Below are 18,488 nucleotides of genomic sequence, written 5' to 3'. Positions count from 1 at the left end.
TAGATGCAAGCTTTTGAACATCGTTTATTCACAGCCCCAGAGGAGTCGAATGCCTTTTTGTTCTAAAATGTTTTTTTAATATTCTTTTATTTATTGCCGATTTCCTTGTGTTTATTTGCCGTAATTAGGTCAGTCTTCTATACTTGATTACATAGTCATACATTTGCTGAAAAGAAGGGAAGAGAATGAATAACAAGTTGGCTCAATACAAAAGACTGCTCGCACTTTCTCAAGCTGGTCTGTATTATGGAAAAGATGTATTCGATAAAGAACGATTTGAAGAGATTCGGACGATCTCATTGGAATTGATCAGTGAAATAGGAAAAGAAACTTTCGAAGAAATAAAAGCACTTACAGTTATTGAAGAAGGTCATCCCACACCAAAAGTCGATGTTCGTGCCTATATCAAAAAGGACGGCAAGATCCTACTAATCGAAGATAAACGGACGAGAGAATGGTCACTGCCAGGCGGATTTGCCGAAATAGGTTTGTCCCCTGAAGAAAATGTGCGTAAAGAAGTCTATGAAGAAACGGGTTTAACAGTAGAATCTACTCAGCTGCGAGCGGTTTTTGATACGAATAAACAAAAAGATATTCCGCAGCTTTTTCAGTATTATAAGCTTGTTTTTGCTTGTACGATCCACGACGAAGATGCAAAATTTATTGAGAACAATGAAACTTCCGATATGGGATTTTTTAGTATAGAAGAGCTGCCAAAGCTATCAGAAAAACGAACAACAAAGAAGCAGTTGCTTATTTTAGAAAACAAAAACCAGCTCTATTGCGATTAAGTTTTTTTCGTAAAAGAAGAAAGCTGTTTACTCTGCGAGTTCTCTAAAAAGAACTCGTTCTTTTATTAAAAAATAGTTGCATTTGCAACAAAAAGAGGTAAACTAGTCTTACAAACAAAATAAAGGTGGGGTGAAATGGCTGAAATTCTTCGAGACATCGGAATGATTGCCCGAGCGCTGGATTCTATCAGCAACATCGAATTCAAAGAAGTTGATTTAACAAGAGGGCAGTATCTTTATTTAGTACGTATTTGCGAAAATCCAGGAATCATCCAAGAAAAACTAGCAGAAATGATCAAAGTAGATCGTACAACGACTGCACGAGCAATCAAGAAATTAGAATCCAATGGGATGATCGAACGTTTGGAAGATAAAGAAAATAAAAAAATCAAGAAACTCTATCCGACTAAAAAAGGAGCAGAAATCTATCCTTTCATCATCCGAGAAAACAACTACTCTAATGCAGTCGCATTAAATGGTCTGTCTGACGAGGAAGCAAAACAATTGGAATATCTTTTAAAGAAAGTATGCAAGAATGTTAGCGAAGATTGGAATTTTGTCAAAAAAGGTAATAAAAGGATCTATTGAAAGGAAGAAGCCGTGAATAAATACGAAATTCGAAAAATGACGCCTTCAGATGTAGACTTACTACAACAAATCAGTATCGAAACATTTACAGATACATTTGGAAAAGATAATTCGCCGGAGCATCTAACTGCTTACTTGAGACAAGCTTATGCGCCAGAAAAACTTACAGAAGAGCTAAAAGATAAAGAAACCGATTTTTTACTAGTAAGTATCGACCAAGAGCCTGCGGGTTACCTGAAACTAAATATAGGAACGAGTCAATCTGAGGAAATGGATGATCATTTTTTAGAGATCGAGCGAATCTATGTACGAAAAAAATTTAAACATCAAGGTATCGGTACATTTTTACTAGATACAGCTATCAAAAAAGCAAAAGAAAAGCAAAAAACAGCCATTTGGCTCGGTGTGTGGGAACACAACGATGCTGCGCTCGCTTTCTATCGCAAAAGAGGATTTACCAAGTACAGCGAACATGTTTTTTATATGGGAGATGATCCCCAAACAGACTATCTATTTATCAAACAATTATTCTAATCAAGAGGTGTAAACATATGAAAAAAGTAATAGTGGATGCCGATTTCTGGGAAGTATTTCCTGAAGCAACCATCGAAATCTTATCCGTGAGTGGTATCGATAATCACGTAACAGAAGAAAATGAAGAAACGTATCATCAATTATTGAATAGCGCGGCAAAAGAAGCAAGAAATTACCTTACGGAAGAAACATTCAGCCAAAACGAAGTCATTGCTCAGTGGCGTCAGGCTTTTACCACATTCAAGACTAAAAAAGGTGCACGTTCTTCTATTGAAGCTTTACTGAAACGTGCAAATCAAGAACGGGAATTTTTCCCAATCAATCCGCTTGTAGATATTTATAATAGTATTTCCTTGTCTTTTGGCGTACCTTGCGGCGGAGAAGATATCGAAAAGATTTCAGGAAATCTGCATCTAGGAAAAGCCCAAGGTGGCGAATCATTCCTGCCTTTAGGTGCAGATTCCGATGCTCCGGCACTTCCAGAAGAAATCATCTACTATGATGAACAAGGAGCAATCTGTCGCTGTCTCAACTGGCGTGAAGCCCAAAGAACGATGCTGACGGAAGAAACGCAAGCAGCGGTGCTGGTCATTGAATCTATCAATGCTGAACAAGCGGCACGCGGCGCACAGGCAATCGAAGCGTTGAAGGAAAAAATTGATCAAACATTTGGCGTGACCAGTGTCAGACACACACTAACCAAAGATGAATCAGAAGCAGAATTATAAAAGAATCGAAAAAAGAAGAGCGGCATTCATTGCCGTTCTTTTTTTGTAAAAAAAGTTTGTGGAGGAAAGCAAGTCTAGAAACTATTGCTTTATTTTTCTTGAATAGGATCAAACACAAGGTGTTCGCGCTTTCGTGATATAATGGAATCAGTTTATAGACAGGAAAGAAAATCAACTAGAAAGAAGGGTCAAACGATGATACAAAAAACACGTGTGATGCTTTATGTCAATGACGTAGAGATGATTTGCCGATTCTTTGTAGAAAAAATTGGTGCAGAAATTTCAGAAACGATTGAATTGCCAGAAGAATTTAAGAGTATTGTGCTGAGTATCTCAAAAGAATTAGAATTAGGTGTATTCCCAAAAGTATTTGTGCAGAAATTTTCACCAGAAGTATTGGGACCGCCACCTTCTTTAGTCTTTTTTACGGATGAATTTGAAACTATCTACGAGAACATGGACGAACCTGGAGAAATCACAGACAACAATGGCGTCTTGACTTTCAATTTTTCGGACCCTGAAGGCAATTATTTTGTTATAGGAAAAGCTGAGTCGTCTGATTGAATAAAAAGGAGGATAAACAGTGGATCTAATGGGAAGGCTAGAAGGTTATTTGAAGTATCGGCGAGCAAAACATAGTGAGAAGCTTCGAGCAAGGAATCTCAAATCAGGAAAAAAGAAGACAAAAGGCTGGGGGAAAATGGTCGATACAGGTTTTGGCGGACTAAATAACCTAAATCCTGTCGATACAAAAGAATTCATCAAAGAAGAGCAGAAAAGGATGAATAAAGGGTACGCAAAAAAATGAACGGAAATTTTTGGATAGAAGCTTCATTTCTATCAACCGGATAAATAAAATAAACAACAATAAAGTACTGCTACTTGTTAGTAAGTTTTATTTTTTATAAAATAACTATATGGTTATTGTAGTTATGAAAGGAGTAGCAGATGGAAAAGGGTATCAAAGGGATATATAGATTATTTGCAGTACTAGTTATTTTTTTTATGATTTGGGCGATGGCATCAACTATTTTTTCGCCAAGGATAGGTGCGATATTCTCTTTATTCAGAGATAGTTATTCACCAAAAGTTACTATAGTTATTAATATATTTTGTCTGTTTTTTGCATTTCTTCTATTTTTTATTTTGAAAAATTTATTAAAGAAAATAAGAATAGATTGGGATTTAAGTGACAAACTGCTCTTTTATATATTTGGGTTAGAGTTAGTTATTTATGCAGTCAGCTTATTTCTTTTTATTAGATTTATTGGTTTTCATCAACCAGTCGATGATACTGCTATTACACTAAAATTTTTAGAGCAATTGAAGGCTGGAGAAAATTGGGGATATAATTATATGTATTCCAATCCTCAAAACCTATTGCTGATGTATATTTTTAGGGGGATACAATTTTTCTTTGGTACGAATTACTATCCGATCATTGCAGTATTTTGTGGCATTCATCTAATAACGATCATCTTTCTTTTTCTTTCTCTGAGAAATTTGAAAGTTAGTAATTTTGCAACATTGATTACTATTCAAATCATGTTGTTTGCCGTCCAGATAACATTACATGTTCCTGTAGCCTATACGGATATACTTTCATTGTTTTTTGGCTCAGCCACATTCTTTTTTATAACTAAATATGTAAATAAGAAGAAACAGTATGTGAATAGAAACATTATTTATGTACTGCTTGCAACAGCAACTAGCACGATTGGTTTTATAAGTAAAGGGACGGGTCTTATCTTGATCTTAGCGATGATCTTATTCTTTGCTTTTTATCATACTGGGAAATGGCGGTTGCTAGCATTCCTTCCTTTAGTTTTTTTAGTTTTAGGAAATTTTGGGTGGAAACAATTTATCGATGCACAAAAACTCTATCCGAATAGTCACTATGGACAGCCCAATACACATTATTTGATGATGGGATTGAACAATACGCCTATTCCTGATAATTTATCTGGAGATGACAAGTATCGTTGGGTAGTGGGTGCTTATTCTAGCGCCGATCAAAGATTTACATGGGATATGTTCTTGGATAAAAAAATGCCTAAAAAAGAAGTGGAAGAAAAGCACCTATCTATCATAAAAGAACGATTGAATGCGATGGATTTTAAGCAATTCTTAGCTGCAATCAATAATAAGGTTGCAGTTACTTGGAGCTCAGGTGATCTAAAATCATCATTTGAAATATTCTTGGGAACAGGAAAAAATGAAAAGAATATGTGGGTATTCAGAAGTAAAACAAGTGGATTGATTTTATACGCTGTAATGATGGTGATTCAATACTTGGTTTATCTTGGAATTATTTTTACCAGTATAAAATTTTTCAAGAATATAAATCCACTAGTTTTTTTGAGTAACATATATATTTCTGGTTATTTTGCATTTTTATTGATATGGGAATCTAGTCCTCGATACGCTATGGGGATTTTTGTACCTGCGATAATAATGATAGGACTGTTGATTGAAAAAGAGAAGACAAAAAGAATCTCTTAGTTTGTGGTCATTCACTAAATGATGTAATGTAAGATAAAAGAAGACAAGTCTAATAAATAAGTTAGGTTTGTCTTCTTTATTTACAATAAAGAAATGTTTCTCTCTATAAAGAAGAATCTCAAATAGTGGAAATATGGATTTTTTAATCAAATAGAACGTTCGGATTTTGCTCGAAATCCGAATTTTTTGTTTACTTATGTTTTGTTTTAGTATATGATAAAACACGTTGTTTTATTAATAAATCGAAATTTTAACGGACTTTATTTATAATGTTCGGATTTAGGGGGATGGAAGATGAAGGAAAAAATACTTTCCTACTTCGAAATAGAAAAATTGAACACCACGGTAAAACGTGAGGTACTGGCAGGATTTACGACATTTATTTCAATGGCCTATATCTTATTTGTAAATCCAACTGTATTAGGTGCTTCTGGAATGGATGAAGGAGCGGTGTTCACTGCGACTGCATTAGCCAGTGCGATCGGCTGTATTTTGATGGGGGTATTAGCCCGTTATCCAATTGGAACGGCACCTGCTCTTGGGATCAATGCTTTCTTTGCTTATTCTGTTTGTTTAGGGATGGGGATCCCATGGGAAACAGCATTGTCCGGCGTATTCGTTGCTTCTTTGATCTTTATTTTGATTACAATCTTCAAACTGCGGGAAATGATCATTGATGCGATCCCAGCAGATTTGAAATATGCGATTTCTGGTGGTATCGGTCTATTTATTGCTTTCCTTGGTCTGAGCGAAGGTGGGATCATCGTTTCGAACGAATCTACATTAGTAGGATTAGGATCACTCAACGTTGGTTCTACTTGGTTGACGATTTTTGGATTAGTCGTCACGGCTATCTTGCTTGTTCGACGTGTACCAGGTGGCATTTTCATCGGGATGGCAGCTACAACGATTTTAGGTCTGGTCACAGGTTTGATTCCAATGCCTTCTGAAATTGTTGCCGCAGCACCAAGTTTGAAACCAACATTTTTAGTTGCGTTAAAACATGTAGGGGACATCAATTCTCTTCAAATGTGGGTCGTAGTACTAACATTCTTGCTTGTGACTTTCTTTGATACAGCAGGAACTTTAGTTGGATTAGCCAATCAAGCAGGCTTTATGAAAGACAACAAGATGCCTCGTGTAGGGAAAGCTTTAGCTTCTGATTCAACAGCTATGCTTGCGGGCTCCTTATTAGGTACTTCTCCTGTTGGTGCATTCGTAGAATCGTCAGCTGGAATCGCTGTTGGAGGACGCTCAGGAATCACAGCAATTACTACAGGGATTTTCTTCTTGTTAGGTTTGTTCTTTTCTCCATTACTGTCAGTTGTTACTTCACAAGTAACTGCACCAGCATTAATCATGGTAGGAGTATTGATGGCTCAATCATTACGTCAAATCGAATGGGGAAAATTAGAAATCGCGATCCCTTCCTTCTTGATCTTGATCGGCATGCCTTTAACTTATAGTATTTCAGATGGGATTGCATTAGGTTTTATTTTCTATCCAATTACGATGTTAGCGGCTAAAAGAGGAAAAGAAGTATCTCCAATCATGTATGGTCTGTTCTTTGTATTCGTGGGATTCATGTGGATATTGAATGTGAAATAAAGAGGTTGTGAAATCAGCGTTCTGTCCTGAGTATTAGAGAAAAAAACGAAAAAATAGTTCCTCCTATTTTGCCGTTTTTTGAGCTAATACCGAGGGACAGCTGAGTGAACACCGTTTATAAAAAGAGGTTGTGAAATCAGCGTTCTTCCCTGCATCAATCAATCCTTTCAAAAAACAGTTGAGGAAATTTTCTCAGCTGTTTTTTTGTTTTATTCTGTTACCGATAACAAGGTGCAATGACTATTTGAAAGCGTTACAATTTTTGGTGGAAGAAACTAAACTAGATGATTAAGCGAAAAATAGAAACATCCATTTATAGGAGGGAAATCATGGAACGAAAATGGTGGCATCATTCAGTTGTTTATCAAATCTATCCAAGAAGTTTTCAAGATTCAAATCAAGATGGGATTGGAGATTTGCAAGGGATTATTTCCAGATTGGATTATCTGGCATATTTGGGCATTGATGTGATTTGGCTTTCGCCAGTGTACGAGTCTCCAAATGATGACAATGGCTATGATATCAGCGATTATCAAGCAATCATGGCAGAATTCGGTACGATGGAAGAATTGGAGGAACTGATTGAAGAAGCAAAGAAAAGAAACATCCGTATCGTTATGGATCTGGTGGTGAATCATACTTCGGATGAACACCCGTGGTTCATTGAGGCACGTAAAAATAAAGAAAATCCTTATCGTGACTACTATATTTGGCGTGATCCAGTCAATGGAGAGGAGCCTAATGGATTGCGCTCGATATTCAGTGGACCTGCTTGGCAGTTGGATGAGCAAACAGGGCAATATTTTCTGCACTTGTATAGCAAGCGTCAACCTGATTTGAATTGGAAAAACAAACAGGTTCGCCAAGCGATTTATCAAATGATGAATTTCTGGATCGACAAAGGTATTGGTGGCTTTCGTATGGACGTGATCGATATGATTGGCAAAGAACCGGATAAAGAAATCACAAGTAATGGACCTAAACTGCATGAGTATCTTCAGGAAATGAATCAAGCAACTTTTGGCGACAAAAATCTGATGACCGTTGGCGAAACATGGGGAGCAACTACCGAGATTGCTAAACTTTATTCCAATCCTAAAAGAAATGAATTATCCATGATCTTCCAATTCGAACACATAGGATTAGATCAGCAAGAAGGCAAAGACAAATGGGATTTGAAACCTTTGAGTATCTCTGAACTGAAAAAAGTATTATCGAAATGGCAAACTTCTTTGGGTGATGAAGGATGGAATAGTTTATTTTGGAATAATCATGATCTTCCGCGAATTGTTTCTCGTTGGGGAAATGACGATGTGTATCGAAAAGAAAGTGCCAAGATGTTTGCTATCTTGCTTCATATGATGAAAGGCACTCCTTATATCTATCAAGGAGAAGAATTAGGCATGACGAATTGCCCAATTGATGATATCGCGGAAGCAAAAGATATTGAGACAATCAATATGTATAACGAAAGGATTTCTTCTGGATTTACAAAAGAGGAAATCTTGGAATCAATCAATGCGAAAGGAAGAGACAATGCTAGGACGCCTATGCAATGGAACGCCAGTGAGCATGCTGGGTTTACTATGGGAATTCCATGGCTTCGAGTCAACCCAAATTATAAAGAAATCAATGCAGAAGAAGCGTTAGCAGATCAAAATTCTATTTTTTATATGTACAAGAAATTGATCGATTTGCGTAGAAAACACGACATCATCGTCTGGGGTGACTATGAATTAGTAGAAGAGACGCCAGAGCATGTCTTTGCTTATTCTCGCATATATGAAGACCAGCGATGGCTCGTTGTTTGCAATATGTCCAGTGAAAAACAGGTGTTCACTGTTCCACGTGAAGCTTTAAGGATTATTGTGTCAAATTATCCTCTGAAACAGTTACCAGACGGCAAAGTCGAGTTACGACCATATGAAGCATTTGTGGTGGAAGTAAATAAAGAAAAGCTTATTTAATTGAAACGTATTACCGAGAGGTTGTGACACATTTTTTGTCACAACTTCTTTTTCTCAAATCTAGACAGAGGAGGCGGACATTATTCCGTGTTTTTTGACAAATCATAAAAATCATACTATGATATGTACGCCAATGGAGGGGATGAAATGGAAAAGCCAATTGAAAAAGCGTTGGATGAATGTCTTTTCTTTAGTGTGAAAAAGTTAGATCGCATGTTGAATAAATTAGCTGATGAAGCGTTTAGAAAAACAGGTCTGGCACCAACATATGGATTTATTTTATTGATATTAAAAGAAAAAGATGGTATACCGCAAAAAGATATTGCACAAATGCTCTATTCTGCGCCTTCAACAATCGCTCGTTTTGTTGAAAAATTAGAATATAAAGGATACGTCAAAACAGTTAGCGAAGGGCGCTTGTCATTAGTTTATCTTACAGAACAAGGACGCCAATTTACTAAGGAAGTCGATGGTAGCTGGGAAGAACTCCATCAGTCGTACAAAGCAGTCTTGGGAAATGAAGCAAGTAAAGAATTAGCCGAGATAATGAATGAAGCAACAGATAAGTTACAAAAAAAATAAAAATTTTTTTAAGCAAATTAGTTGCATGTACAACTAATTGAGTGGTTTAATAATAGATGATTCTCGATAGGTTAATTAGAGCAATTCATGGGAGGAATAACAATGTCACAATTTGATCAATCAATTACTTTACCTTCAGGAGTTCAATTGAAGAATCGATTGATGCTGTCGCCTATGACGACACAACTCAGCTTCTTCAATGGAGTGATCACCGAAGATGAGATCACTTATTATAAACAACGTTCTAAAGGACTTGGTGCTGTTATTACTGGTGCTGCAAATGTCCAAGATATCGGAAAAGGCTGGCCAGGTGAACTGAGCATCGCTCATGATGAAATGATTCCTCGCTTAAGTGAACTAGCTAAAGCAATCCAAGGAGAAGGTGCAAAAGCGATTGTTCAGATTTTCCACGGTGGACGAATGACTAGTCGAGCTACTCTATTTGGAGAACAGCCTGTATCTGCAAGTGCAGTTGCAGCGGAACGACCTGATGCAGAAACACCGCGAGCATTAAGTGAAAATGAAATCAAAGAAACAATCCAAGCATTTGGCGAAGCCACACGCAGAGCGATTGAATCAGGATTTGATGGTATCGAGTTGCATGGAGCAAATACGTATTTGATCCAACAATTTTTCTCTCCGCATTCAAATAGACGAGAGGATCAATGGGGCGGTAGCTTAGAAAATCGCTATCGTTTTATTGACGAATTATTAACAACGGTTTTCTCAACGGTTGAAAAATATGCAAAAAAACCATTCATCGTAGGGTATCGTTTCTCGCCAGAAGAATATGAAACACCAGGTATCCGTTTTGAAGACACGATCTGGCTTCTTGAACGATTACGTGAGACAAAATTAGATTATCTGCATGTTTCATTAAATGCGTATGATCGAAGAGCCCGTTCTGATAAATACAGCGATCAGTCGATTCTTGAAGCTGTCCATGACACGATCCAAGGAAAGATCCCTTTAATTGGTGTCGGAGGCATCCGTACTCGCAAAGACGTAGAGCAAGTACTGAAATATGCAGAACTTGCAGCAATTGGACAGCAAATGATCGTCGATCCTGACTGGGCAGAGAAATTATTGGAAAACCGTGAGGATGAATTTGTAACGAAACCTTTTGAAGAAGCATATAAAGAGCTTTATTTGCCAAGTCCATTATATAATTTCTTGAAAGCACGTTATCAATAACTCAATTTTTATAGAAAGAGGATGGAAAAATGAAAGTATTGATCGTATTAACAAATGTAGAAAAGTACGAAAAGATCGAACGTCCTACAGGTTTGTGGTTAAGTGAACTGACTCATTTTTATGATGTATTAGTAAAAAATGGAATCGATGCAGATTTTGTCAGTCCTAAAGGCGGATATGTACCTTTAGAACCGCAAAGCGTTTTGAATATGGATGAAATCGATTGGGCCTACTATAAAGATGAAGATTTCAGAAATCGGGCCTTGGGAAATACCTTACGCCCTGATGATGTGGATGCAAAAGATTATGCAGCAGTTTATTATGCTGGTGGCCACGGAACAATGTGGGATTTTCCAGAAGCAGCAGATCTTGGGAAAGTTGCTTCACAAATCTATCGAAATGAAGGACTGGTCTCAGCTGTTTGTCACGGTGTTGTCGGATTGTTGCCAGTTACAGATGAATCTGGAAAGTCTATTTTAGCTGGACGCACAGTGACTGGATTCAGTAATGAAGAAGAGGAAGCCAATGGTACAACGAATGAAGTACCATTCTTAGCAGAAGATGCTTTGAAAGAAAAAGGAGCTGACTATCAGTCAGGTCCAGCTTTCTCAGAAGTCGTTCAAATCGATGGACGTCTTCTTACAGGGCAAAACCCTCAATCTGCTCATCAATTAGGTGAAGTAGTGGTTGAAGCATTAAAGCATTAAAAATTGTCAGCATAAAAATGATAGGCCTATTCTAACTATTACATTACACACGCTAAAACTCGTCTTTTCGTTCTTTTCTGTTTCCTATTTGGACAGAGGTACGAAAAAGGCGAGTTTTTTGCCTTTCTAAGAGTACATTTTTTGAAACATCTCTTCAGAAATGATAATCTTCAATTAGGTCAACTAATTTATTACTGAGAAGCAGACCTAGTCACATGGTAGGATGGAGAGCGTGTGTTCTGCTACGCTGCCATGGATCATAGGAATGAGTAACCATGGTTTAAGAACATTGTGATTTCAGCCCATGTTGGCAGTCGCACACTTAATAAGAAAGAGGAATGCAGATGAACATTGTAATTGTCGGCGGGTCGTTTGCAGGGATTCATGCGGCTATTTATCTTCGCCAATTGATACCAACAAGTGAAATATATTTGATTGAAAAGCAATCGAAGTTAGGGTGGATTCCCAGCGGGTTCAATCTGATAGTAAAAGGAAAGGTCACCAGTGAAAAACAACTTTCTTGGATCACCAAAGAAGAGCTGATTGACCGCTATCGTATCCATGTTTACACAGAAAAGACGGTAATAGGATTGGAAGAAAAGAAAGTCATTTTAGCAGGCGGAGACAAACTGGATTTTGACCGTTTGATTTTGGCGACTGGTTCAAATCAAAATTTTCGAAATGTTCCTGCAGAAGCAAGGTTCATTCACCCAGTTAAAAAGATACAAAACATAGCTTCTCTTCAGCAAAAGATCATGGATGCAAAAAAAATTGCCATTATTGGAGCAGGTCAAGCAGGGATCGAAATAGCTGAAGGCTTATCATCAGGAAAAACACAAATCCATCTTTACGAAAGCCGAAAGTCGATTCTTTTTCGTTACCTTGACCCTGAAATGACGGAACCGTTAGTAAAGGAAATGAAAAATCAAGGGATATCGCTTTTCTTAGAAGAGCAAGTCGTATCTTTGTCCGAAAATGAAACCGCTGTAGTAGAGACGGAAAGAAGAAGGGAAAACTATGATCTTGTTTTGTTGGCTAACCATTCTCGCCCCGACAATCAGATGTGGGAAGAACAATTAACATTGAATGATGATGGAACGATCTGGGTAGATGACTACTTGCAAACGTCTCAAAAAGACGTCTATGCAATTGGTGATGCAATCCAAGTCACTTTTCGCCCAACAAATGAAAAAATGTACGTTTCTCTAGTAAATAACGCTGTCCGTACAGCGCGAAATGTCAGCAAGACAATTAGTGGTTCTGCGACAATGGATCAAGGAACCTATCGACCAGTTGGCAATCAGTGGTTTGGCTATTTCTTAGGAAGCGTAGGTATGACAGAAGAAGAAAGCATTTTTTATCCCCAAAAAATTGAAACAGGGTACGCAGAATACAAGCTTGCAGCAATAAACCAAAGCAAAGTCAAAATCAAATTCCTATTTGATTCTGAAAAAAAGATTCTTGGAGCACAGCTCCAAAGCAGAAAAGAAATGTTCCATCTTCTTGACCAACTGACAATCGCAGTAGAAGAAGGCTGGACGTTCGAACAGTTAGAAGAACATGAGCTGTTTTTCCAGCCAGAATATCGTGTGCCTAATATGGTGTGGTCAAAGGTGGCGAATACTGCCTATGAAGATTGAAGCATTATTAGAAAGAAAAGAGCAGTTACAGATCCTGATTTTGCGAAACCTTGTTCTGCAAGGAGGAACAGCCTCTATCAATGGATTGAGAGAGCATGTCCAACTGTCAAAAACCTCTTTTGATCAATATTTGGAAGATATTGAATTGATTGGCCGGATGATGGGAAAAAAAGTAGAAGTACAGCGAAACGAGTATCAGGCGCTGCTTGTGTTGGACGAAGATGTCAGTTTGGAAAAAGTTCTTTTGTTTTTATTACAGGAAAGCTTGAAGTTTAAGATGCTTGTCTATTTATTAGAACACCAGCAAGTATCCATCGTTCGATTAGCGACAGCGTTTAATATCAGTGAGTCTTCTGTTTTTCGAAAAATCAAAGAATTGAACCAGCTCTTAGAGGAATTTGGATTACAAATCAAAAACGGTCAATTATACGGAGAAGAGCTACAGATCCGATATTTTTATTATGAATTATTCCAATATATCCCGGAAGATCAACGACCGCTTTTTTTGCAAAATACACCAGAAAAAAGACCATTCATTCTAGGATTGGGCCGCGTATTAGAAACGACGTTTACGGCATCAGCAGAAGCACAGATTGCTTGCTGGCTCGGAATCACGAAAAAAAGACTATTGAATGAAAAAGGTACGTACGCAACTTTGAAAGAAAAGAAGTTGCTCTATCAGTCGGACCGGCTTTATCAAGCAATCGATCCAATCATCGTGATGCATCTTAGTCGAACAGCAGCAGAACTGAATGTATACGAAACAATGATGTTTTACAGCTTTTTTGTTTCTTTTTCGATAGTAGAAGAAGAAATATTTTATCAATATGATTTGACACGGAGCAAAAAGTTACCCACAGCTGTTTTGGATACTTATATTCGGGAAACGATGCTATGGCATTATCGTCCTCGTCGTTTGAAAATCAAAGAGGAAAAAGCAGTAGGCTACCAAATTTCACAAATAAACAGTGAATGGTTTTTCTTTGTTGGAAAGATCGAAGTCTACGAGCGTGATCGGCTTTTGGAGCAGCAGCAAAAAATGCTTGGGCATTCCTTAACACAGTTATTGGAGAAACTACAGGAAACAGCGATGCAACAATTGCCAAGGAAAAGCACCGAAGACAGTGCACTTAGTTATCTGATGATTCAGTATGCCAATGTTCTTTTGATGATTGATTTTTATATTGCAAAACCAGTAGTGATAGGGATCGATTTAGAAAGTTTGCCTATTTACCGTATTGCTTTCCAACAGTATCTGATCAGAGAACTGAGAGGAGTCAGCGGTATTGAGATTGAAAGTTATGAAGAAGGAAAAAACTATGATTTGGTCATAACATTTTGTCAGAGAAACAAGCAACAGAGTGAATATTATCTATCAGAATTTGCGTCGCCTTATGACATTATCCGATTGAAAAGAAGAATAGAAATGTTGAAAAAAGAAAAGAATTGATCAAAAACTAGCATCATAATAAAAAACTGTCAAAAAAAAGAAAAAAAGAATAAAATTTTGACAGTTTCTTTTTTTAAATGAGTAGTATGATAAAAGCAGTTAAAGAAAGCGTTTGCAGATAATGGAGGGAATCACAATGACAGAACCAACGTATATCATGGCGATTGACCAAGGTACAACTAGCTCACGAGCAATTATCTTTGACAAGAAAGGAAGACATATCGGCAGTTCTCAAAAAGAGTTCACGCAATATTTCCCGCAAGAAAGCTGGGTTGAACATGATGCAAATGAAATCTGGAATTCTGTACAGTCAGTTATTGCCGGAGCTTTCATCGAATCAGGGATCAAACCAAACCAAATTGCTGGGATTGGCATAACGAACCAGCGTGAAACAACAGTAATCTGGGAAAAAGATACAGGACGTCCAATCTATCATGCAGTTGTTTGGCAATCCAGACAATCAGCTGGAATTGCAGATAACTTAAAAAATGAAGGATATCAAGAATTTTTCCACGAAAAAACAGGACTAGTGATCGATGCCTATTTCTCAGCAACGAAGATTCGCTGGATTCTTGATCATGTAGAAGGTGCGCAAGAACGCGCTGAAAAAGGCGAGTTAATGTTTGGAACGATTGATTCGTGGTTAGTATGGAAACTGACCGATGGACAAGCACATGTTACTGATTACTCGAATGCCAGTCGGACGATGTTGTTCAATATCCATCAGCTAGATTGGGATCAGGAAATTTTGGATTTATTGAATATTCCTCGAGTGATGTTACCAAAAGTTACTTCTAACTCAGAAGTTTATGGTTATACGCAAGGTTATCATTTTTATGGAAGCGAAGCACCAATTTCAGGGATGGCAGGAGACCAGCAAGCTGCATTATTCGGACAAATGGCATTCGAACCAGGCATGGTCAAGAATACTTATGGTACAGGTTCATTTATTGTCATGAATACCGGTGAAAAACCGCAATTATCCAAAAATAATTTATTGACGACAATTGGTTACGGCATAAATGGAAAGGTTTACTATGCTTTAGAAGGAAGTATTTTTGTGGCTGGTTCTTCGATTCAATGGCTGAGAGATGGACTTCAAATGTTGCAAAAAGCTAGTGATTCGGAAGATGCGGCAAAACGCTCCACAAACGAAGATGAGGTCTATGTTGTTCCTGCATTTGTTGGACTGGGGGCTCCTTATTGGGATCAGGCAGCGCGAGGGGCTATGTTTGGTTTGACACGTGGAACGACAAAAGAAGATATCATTAAAGCTACTTTGCAGTCGATTGCCTATCAAGTGAGAGATATCATCGATACGATGCAAGATGACACTGGAATCAAGATTCCTGTATTGAAAGTGGATGGCGGTGCAGCAAATAATGAATATCTGATGCAATTCCAAACAGATATCTTGAATGTACCGATCCAACGTGCAGAAAACTTGGAAACAACAGCACTAGGGGCAGCATTTTTAGCAGGATTAGCTGTCGGTTATTGGAAAGATACAGACGAGATCCGCGAATTTTATGAAGCTGGCAAGCTATTTGAAGTTCAAATGGAGGAAGAGCGCCGAGAAAAACTTTACAATGGCTGGAAAAAAGCAGTAAAAGCTACCCAAGCATTTGAATAAGGAGGAAATCCATATGTTTTCAAACAAGACAAGACAAGATAGCATTCAAAAAATGCAGCAAGAAGAATTGGATCTGTTGATCATCGGTGGCGGAATCACTGGTGCCGGTGTAGCAGTCCAGGCAGCAGCATCAGGAATCAAAACAGGATTGATCGAAATGCAAGATTTTGCAGAAGGGACGTCCTCTCGCTCGACCAAACTTGTGCATGGCGGTATTCGTTATCTGAAAACATTTGATGTGGAAGTAGTAGCTGACACAGTTGGTGAACGTGCAGTCGTACAAGGTATTGCCCCACACATTCCAAAACCAGATCCAATGCTTTTACCAATCTATGAAGATGAAGGAGCAACAACCTTCAATATGTTCTCTGTCAAAGTAGCAATGGACCTTTACGACAAACTCGCAAATGTGACAGGAACTAAATATGAGAACTATACCCTGACACCAGAAGAAGTATTGGAAAGAGAACCATTTTTGAAAAAAGAAGGGCTAAAAGGTGCAGGTGTTTATCTGGATTTCCGCAACAATGATGCCCGTTTAGTGATCGATAATATCAAAAAGGCTGCAGAAGATGGGGCTTATCTAGTAAGTAAAATGAAAGCGGTTGGCTTCTTATATGAGGGCGATCAAATCGTTGGCGTCAAAGCTCGTGATCTGCTGACAGATGAAGTGATCGAGATCAAAGCAAAATTAGTGATCAATACGAGTGGTCCTTGGGTAGATAAAGTAAGGAACTTGAATTTTACGCGTCCAGTCTCTCCTAAAATGCGTCCAACCAAAGGGATCCATTTAGTCGTAGATGCGAAAAAACTGCCTGTACCGCAACCCACGTACTTCGATACAGGAAAACAAGATGGGCGGATGGTTTTTGCTATCCCAAGAGAAAACAAGACTTACTTTGGTACGACAGATACGGATTACCAAGGAGACTTTACGGATCCAAAAGTCACACAAGAAGACGTGGATTATCTATTGGATGTGATCAATCATCGCTACCCAGAAGCAAATATCACATTGGCAGATATCGAAGCAAGCTGGGCAGGACTTCGTCCGCTATTGATTGGTAATTCTGGTTCTGATTATAATGGTGGAGATAATGGATCGATTTCAGACAAGAGCTTCAATAAAGTGGTTGATACAGTAAGTGAATATAAGGAAAATAAAGTTTCTCGTGCTGAAGTAGAAGATGTGTTGAACCATTTGGAAAACAGCCGTGATGAAAAAGCACCTTCTACGATTTCCAGAGGTAGTTCTTTAGAAAGAGAACCAGATGGCTTGTTGACTTTATCAGGTGGGAAAATCACTGATTACCGTAAGATGGCAGAAGGAGCTTTACGATTGATTCGTCAGCTGTTAAAAGAAGAATACGGAATAGAGACGAAAGAAATCGATTCTAAAAAATATCAGATTTCAGGTGGAAATTTCGATCCAACGAAATTAGAAGAAACAGTGACAGAATTAGCAAAAGAAGGAGTAGCAGCCGGTTTAGAGGAAGAAGATGCTACTTATATCGCTGATTTTTACGGGACTAATGCTCGACGTATCTTTGAATTAGCAAAAGAAATGGCACCTTATCATGGCTTGAGTCTCGCTGAGTCAGCTCGGTTACGTTATGGCTTAGAAGAAGAAATGGTTTTAGCTCCAGGTGATTATCTCATTCGTCGTACGAATCATCTGTTGTTTGAACGAGATCAGCTGGATGAGATCAAGCAACCTGTGATCGATGCAATTGCTGGGTATTTTGGGTGGACAGAAGAGGAGAAGGCGCAACAGACTAAACGTTTAGAAGCATTGATCGCAGAATCAGATCTGCGGGAACTAAAGGGGGAGAAATAAATGAACAGTGATATGACTCAAATCATGGGGGAGTTTATTGGGACATTGATCCTAGTTTTGCTTGGAGATGGTGTGTGCGCGGCTGTGAATCTAAACAAAAGTAAAGCACAAGCTTCTGGCTGGATTGTCATCGCATTTGGTTGGGGACTCGCTGTAACAATGGCTGTCTATATTTCTGGATTCATGGGCCCAGCTCATTTGAATCCTGCAGTCTCTCTAGCTATGGCGATGACAGGGGCAATTAGTTGGAATCTTGTCGTTCCTTTCATCATTGCGCAAGTTTTAGGAGCTTTTGCAGGGGCCATTCTTGTTTGGCTTTCTTATTTGCCACATTGGAATGCAACGAAAGATGAACGTGCGATTTTAGGCACGTTTGCAACAGGTCCTGCTATACGGAATTATCCAGCAAATGTAATCACAGAATTAATTGGTACATTTGTATTAGTTCTTGGGTTGCTAGCTTTTGGACAAAACGAATTTGCACCTGGAACGAACGTATTCGCTGTAGGTGGATTGATCTTAGCCATCGGTCTTTCATTAGGAGGACCAACAGGATACGCAATCAACCCTGCTCGAGACTTTGGTCCTCGATTAGCACATGCGGTATTGCCAATAGCTAATAAAGGAACTTCAGATTGGGCATATTCATGGGTACCAATTGCAGGCCCAATGATTGGAGCAATTATCGCGGTAGGTGTCTATTCGTTAATGGTGTAAATCTATAAAA

Annotated in this window: 17 protein-coding genes; all 17 read left to right on the top strand. The window is 38.3% G+C overall.

Annotation, left to right across the window (positions count from 1 at the left end):
- Positions 1 to 185: 185 nt before the first annotated feature.
- The 17 genes from ESP02_RS10390 (at position 186) to ESP02_RS10310 (ending at position 18,478) form a co-directional block, all read left to right on the top strand.
- Positions 186 to 791, top strand: coding sequence for an NUDIX hydrolase N-terminal domain-containing protein (locus ESP02_RS10390; RefSeq protein ID WP_002375066.1), 606 nt, complete (start codon positions 186 to 188; stop codon positions 789 to 791).
- A gap of 135 nt (positions 792 to 926) precedes the next feature.
- On the top strand, positions 927 to 1,379 hold the full coding sequence (locus tag ESP02_RS10385) for a MarR family winged helix-turn-helix transcriptional regulator (RefSeq protein WP_002292540.1): 453 nt from the start codon (positions 927 to 929) through the stop codon (positions 1,377 to 1,379).
- Positions 1,380 to 1,415: 36 nt separating this feature from the next.
- Complete coding sequence (locus ESP02_RS10380; RefSeq protein WP_002375064.1) at positions 1,416 to 1,913, top strand: GNAT family N-acetyltransferase; 498 nt, start codon at positions 1,416 to 1,418, stop codon at positions 1,911 to 1,913.
- A 17-nt stretch (positions 1,914 to 1,930) separates the two neighbouring features.
- On the top strand, positions 1,931 to 2,641 hold the full coding sequence (locus ESP02_RS10375) for a B3/4 domain-containing protein (RefSeq protein ID WP_002375062.1): 711 nt from the start codon (positions 1,931 to 1,933) through the stop codon (positions 2,639 to 2,641).
- Between the two features lie 141 nt (positions 2,642 to 2,782).
- The gene (locus ESP02_RS10370) at positions 2,783 to 3,205 is read left to right on the top strand and encodes a glyoxalase (RefSeq protein ID WP_002375060.1); all 423 of its coding nucleotides are present in this window, start codon (positions 2,783 to 2,785) and stop codon (positions 3,203 to 3,205) included.
- A 19-nt stretch (positions 3,206 to 3,224) separates the two neighbouring features.
- A complete protein-coding gene (locus ESP02_RS10365; protein ID WP_002312725.1) occupies positions 3,225 to 3,449 on the top strand; it encodes a hypothetical protein in 225 nt (74 codons plus the stop codon).
- Positions 3,450 to 3,589: 140 nt separating this feature from the next.
- Positions 3,590 to 5,143, top strand: a complete 1,554-nt coding sequence (locus tag ESP02_RS10360; RefSeq protein ID WP_002375058.1) for a hypothetical protein — start codon at positions 3,590 to 3,592, stop codon at positions 5,141 to 5,143.
- A 294-nt stretch (positions 5,144 to 5,437) separates the two neighbouring features.
- Positions 5,438 to 6,751: an NCS2 family permease gene (locus ESP02_RS10355; protein WP_002292548.1), complete on the top strand. Its 1,314-nt coding sequence runs from the start codon at positions 5,438 to 5,440 to the stop codon at positions 6,749 to 6,751.
- A gap of 329 nt (positions 6,752 to 7,080) precedes the next feature.
- Entirely contained in the window at positions 7,081 to 8,718 is a 1,638-nt protein-coding gene (locus ESP02_RS10350; RefSeq protein WP_038398403.1) for an alpha-glucosidase, read from the top strand.
- A 147-nt stretch (positions 8,719 to 8,865) separates the two neighbouring features.
- Positions 8,866 to 9,300 (top strand): MarR family winged helix-turn-helix transcriptional regulator, encoded by a 435-nt coding sequence (locus tag ESP02_RS10345; protein WP_002310682.1) that lies wholly within the window; start codon positions 8,866 to 8,868, stop codon positions 9,298 to 9,300.
- A gap of 102 nt (positions 9,301 to 9,402) precedes the next feature.
- Positions 9,403 to 10,494: an NADH-dependent flavin oxidoreductase gene (locus ESP02_RS10340; RefSeq protein WP_033795759.1), complete on the top strand. Its 1,092-nt coding sequence runs from the start codon at positions 9,403 to 9,405 to the stop codon at positions 10,492 to 10,494.
- Positions 10,495 to 10,523: 29 nt separating this feature from the next.
- Complete coding sequence (locus ESP02_RS10335) at positions 10,524 to 11,201, top strand: type 1 glutamine amidotransferase domain-containing protein (protein WP_002375052.1); 678 nt, start codon at positions 10,524 to 10,526, stop codon at positions 11,199 to 11,201.
- A gap of 344 nt (positions 11,202 to 11,545) precedes the next feature.
- Positions 11,546 to 12,841 (top strand): FAD/NAD(P)-binding oxidoreductase, encoded by a 1,296-nt coding sequence (locus tag ESP02_RS10330; RefSeq protein ID WP_025478552.1) that lies wholly within the window; start codon positions 11,546 to 11,548, stop codon positions 12,839 to 12,841.
- On the top strand, positions 12,831 to 14,291 hold the full coding sequence (locus ESP02_RS10325; protein WP_002375048.1) for a helix-turn-helix domain-containing protein: 1,461 nt from the start codon (positions 12,831 to 12,833) through the stop codon (positions 14,289 to 14,291). The genes ESP02_RS10330 and ESP02_RS10325 overlap by 11 nt, the downstream gene beginning before the upstream one ends.
- Positions 14,292 to 14,427: 136 nt before the next feature.
- A complete protein-coding gene (glpK, locus tag ESP02_RS10320) occupies positions 14,428 to 15,924 on the top strand; it encodes a glycerol kinase GlpK (RefSeq protein ID WP_010731869.1) in 1,497 nt (498 codons plus the stop codon).
- Between the two features lie 13 nt (positions 15,925 to 15,937).
- A complete protein-coding gene (gene glpO, locus ESP02_RS10315) occupies positions 15,938 to 17,761 on the top strand; it encodes a type 1 glycerol-3-phosphate oxidase (RefSeq protein ID WP_025478551.1) in 1,824 nt (607 codons plus the stop codon).
- A complete protein-coding gene (locus ESP02_RS10310) occupies positions 17,762 to 18,478 on the top strand; it encodes an MIP/aquaporin family protein (protein ID WP_002375043.1) in 717 nt (238 codons plus the stop codon).
- The last annotated feature ends 10 nt before the right edge of the window (positions 18,479 to 18,488 follow it).

Source organism: Enterococcus sp. NBRC 3427, from assembly GCF_007996925.1.
Lineage (GTDB): Bacteria > Bacillota > Bacilli > Lactobacillales > Enterococcaceae > Enterococcus_B > Enterococcus_B lactis.
The sequence above is the reverse complement of the archived record's forward strand: the minus strand, read 5'-3'. Positions and strand labels throughout refer to the sequence as shown.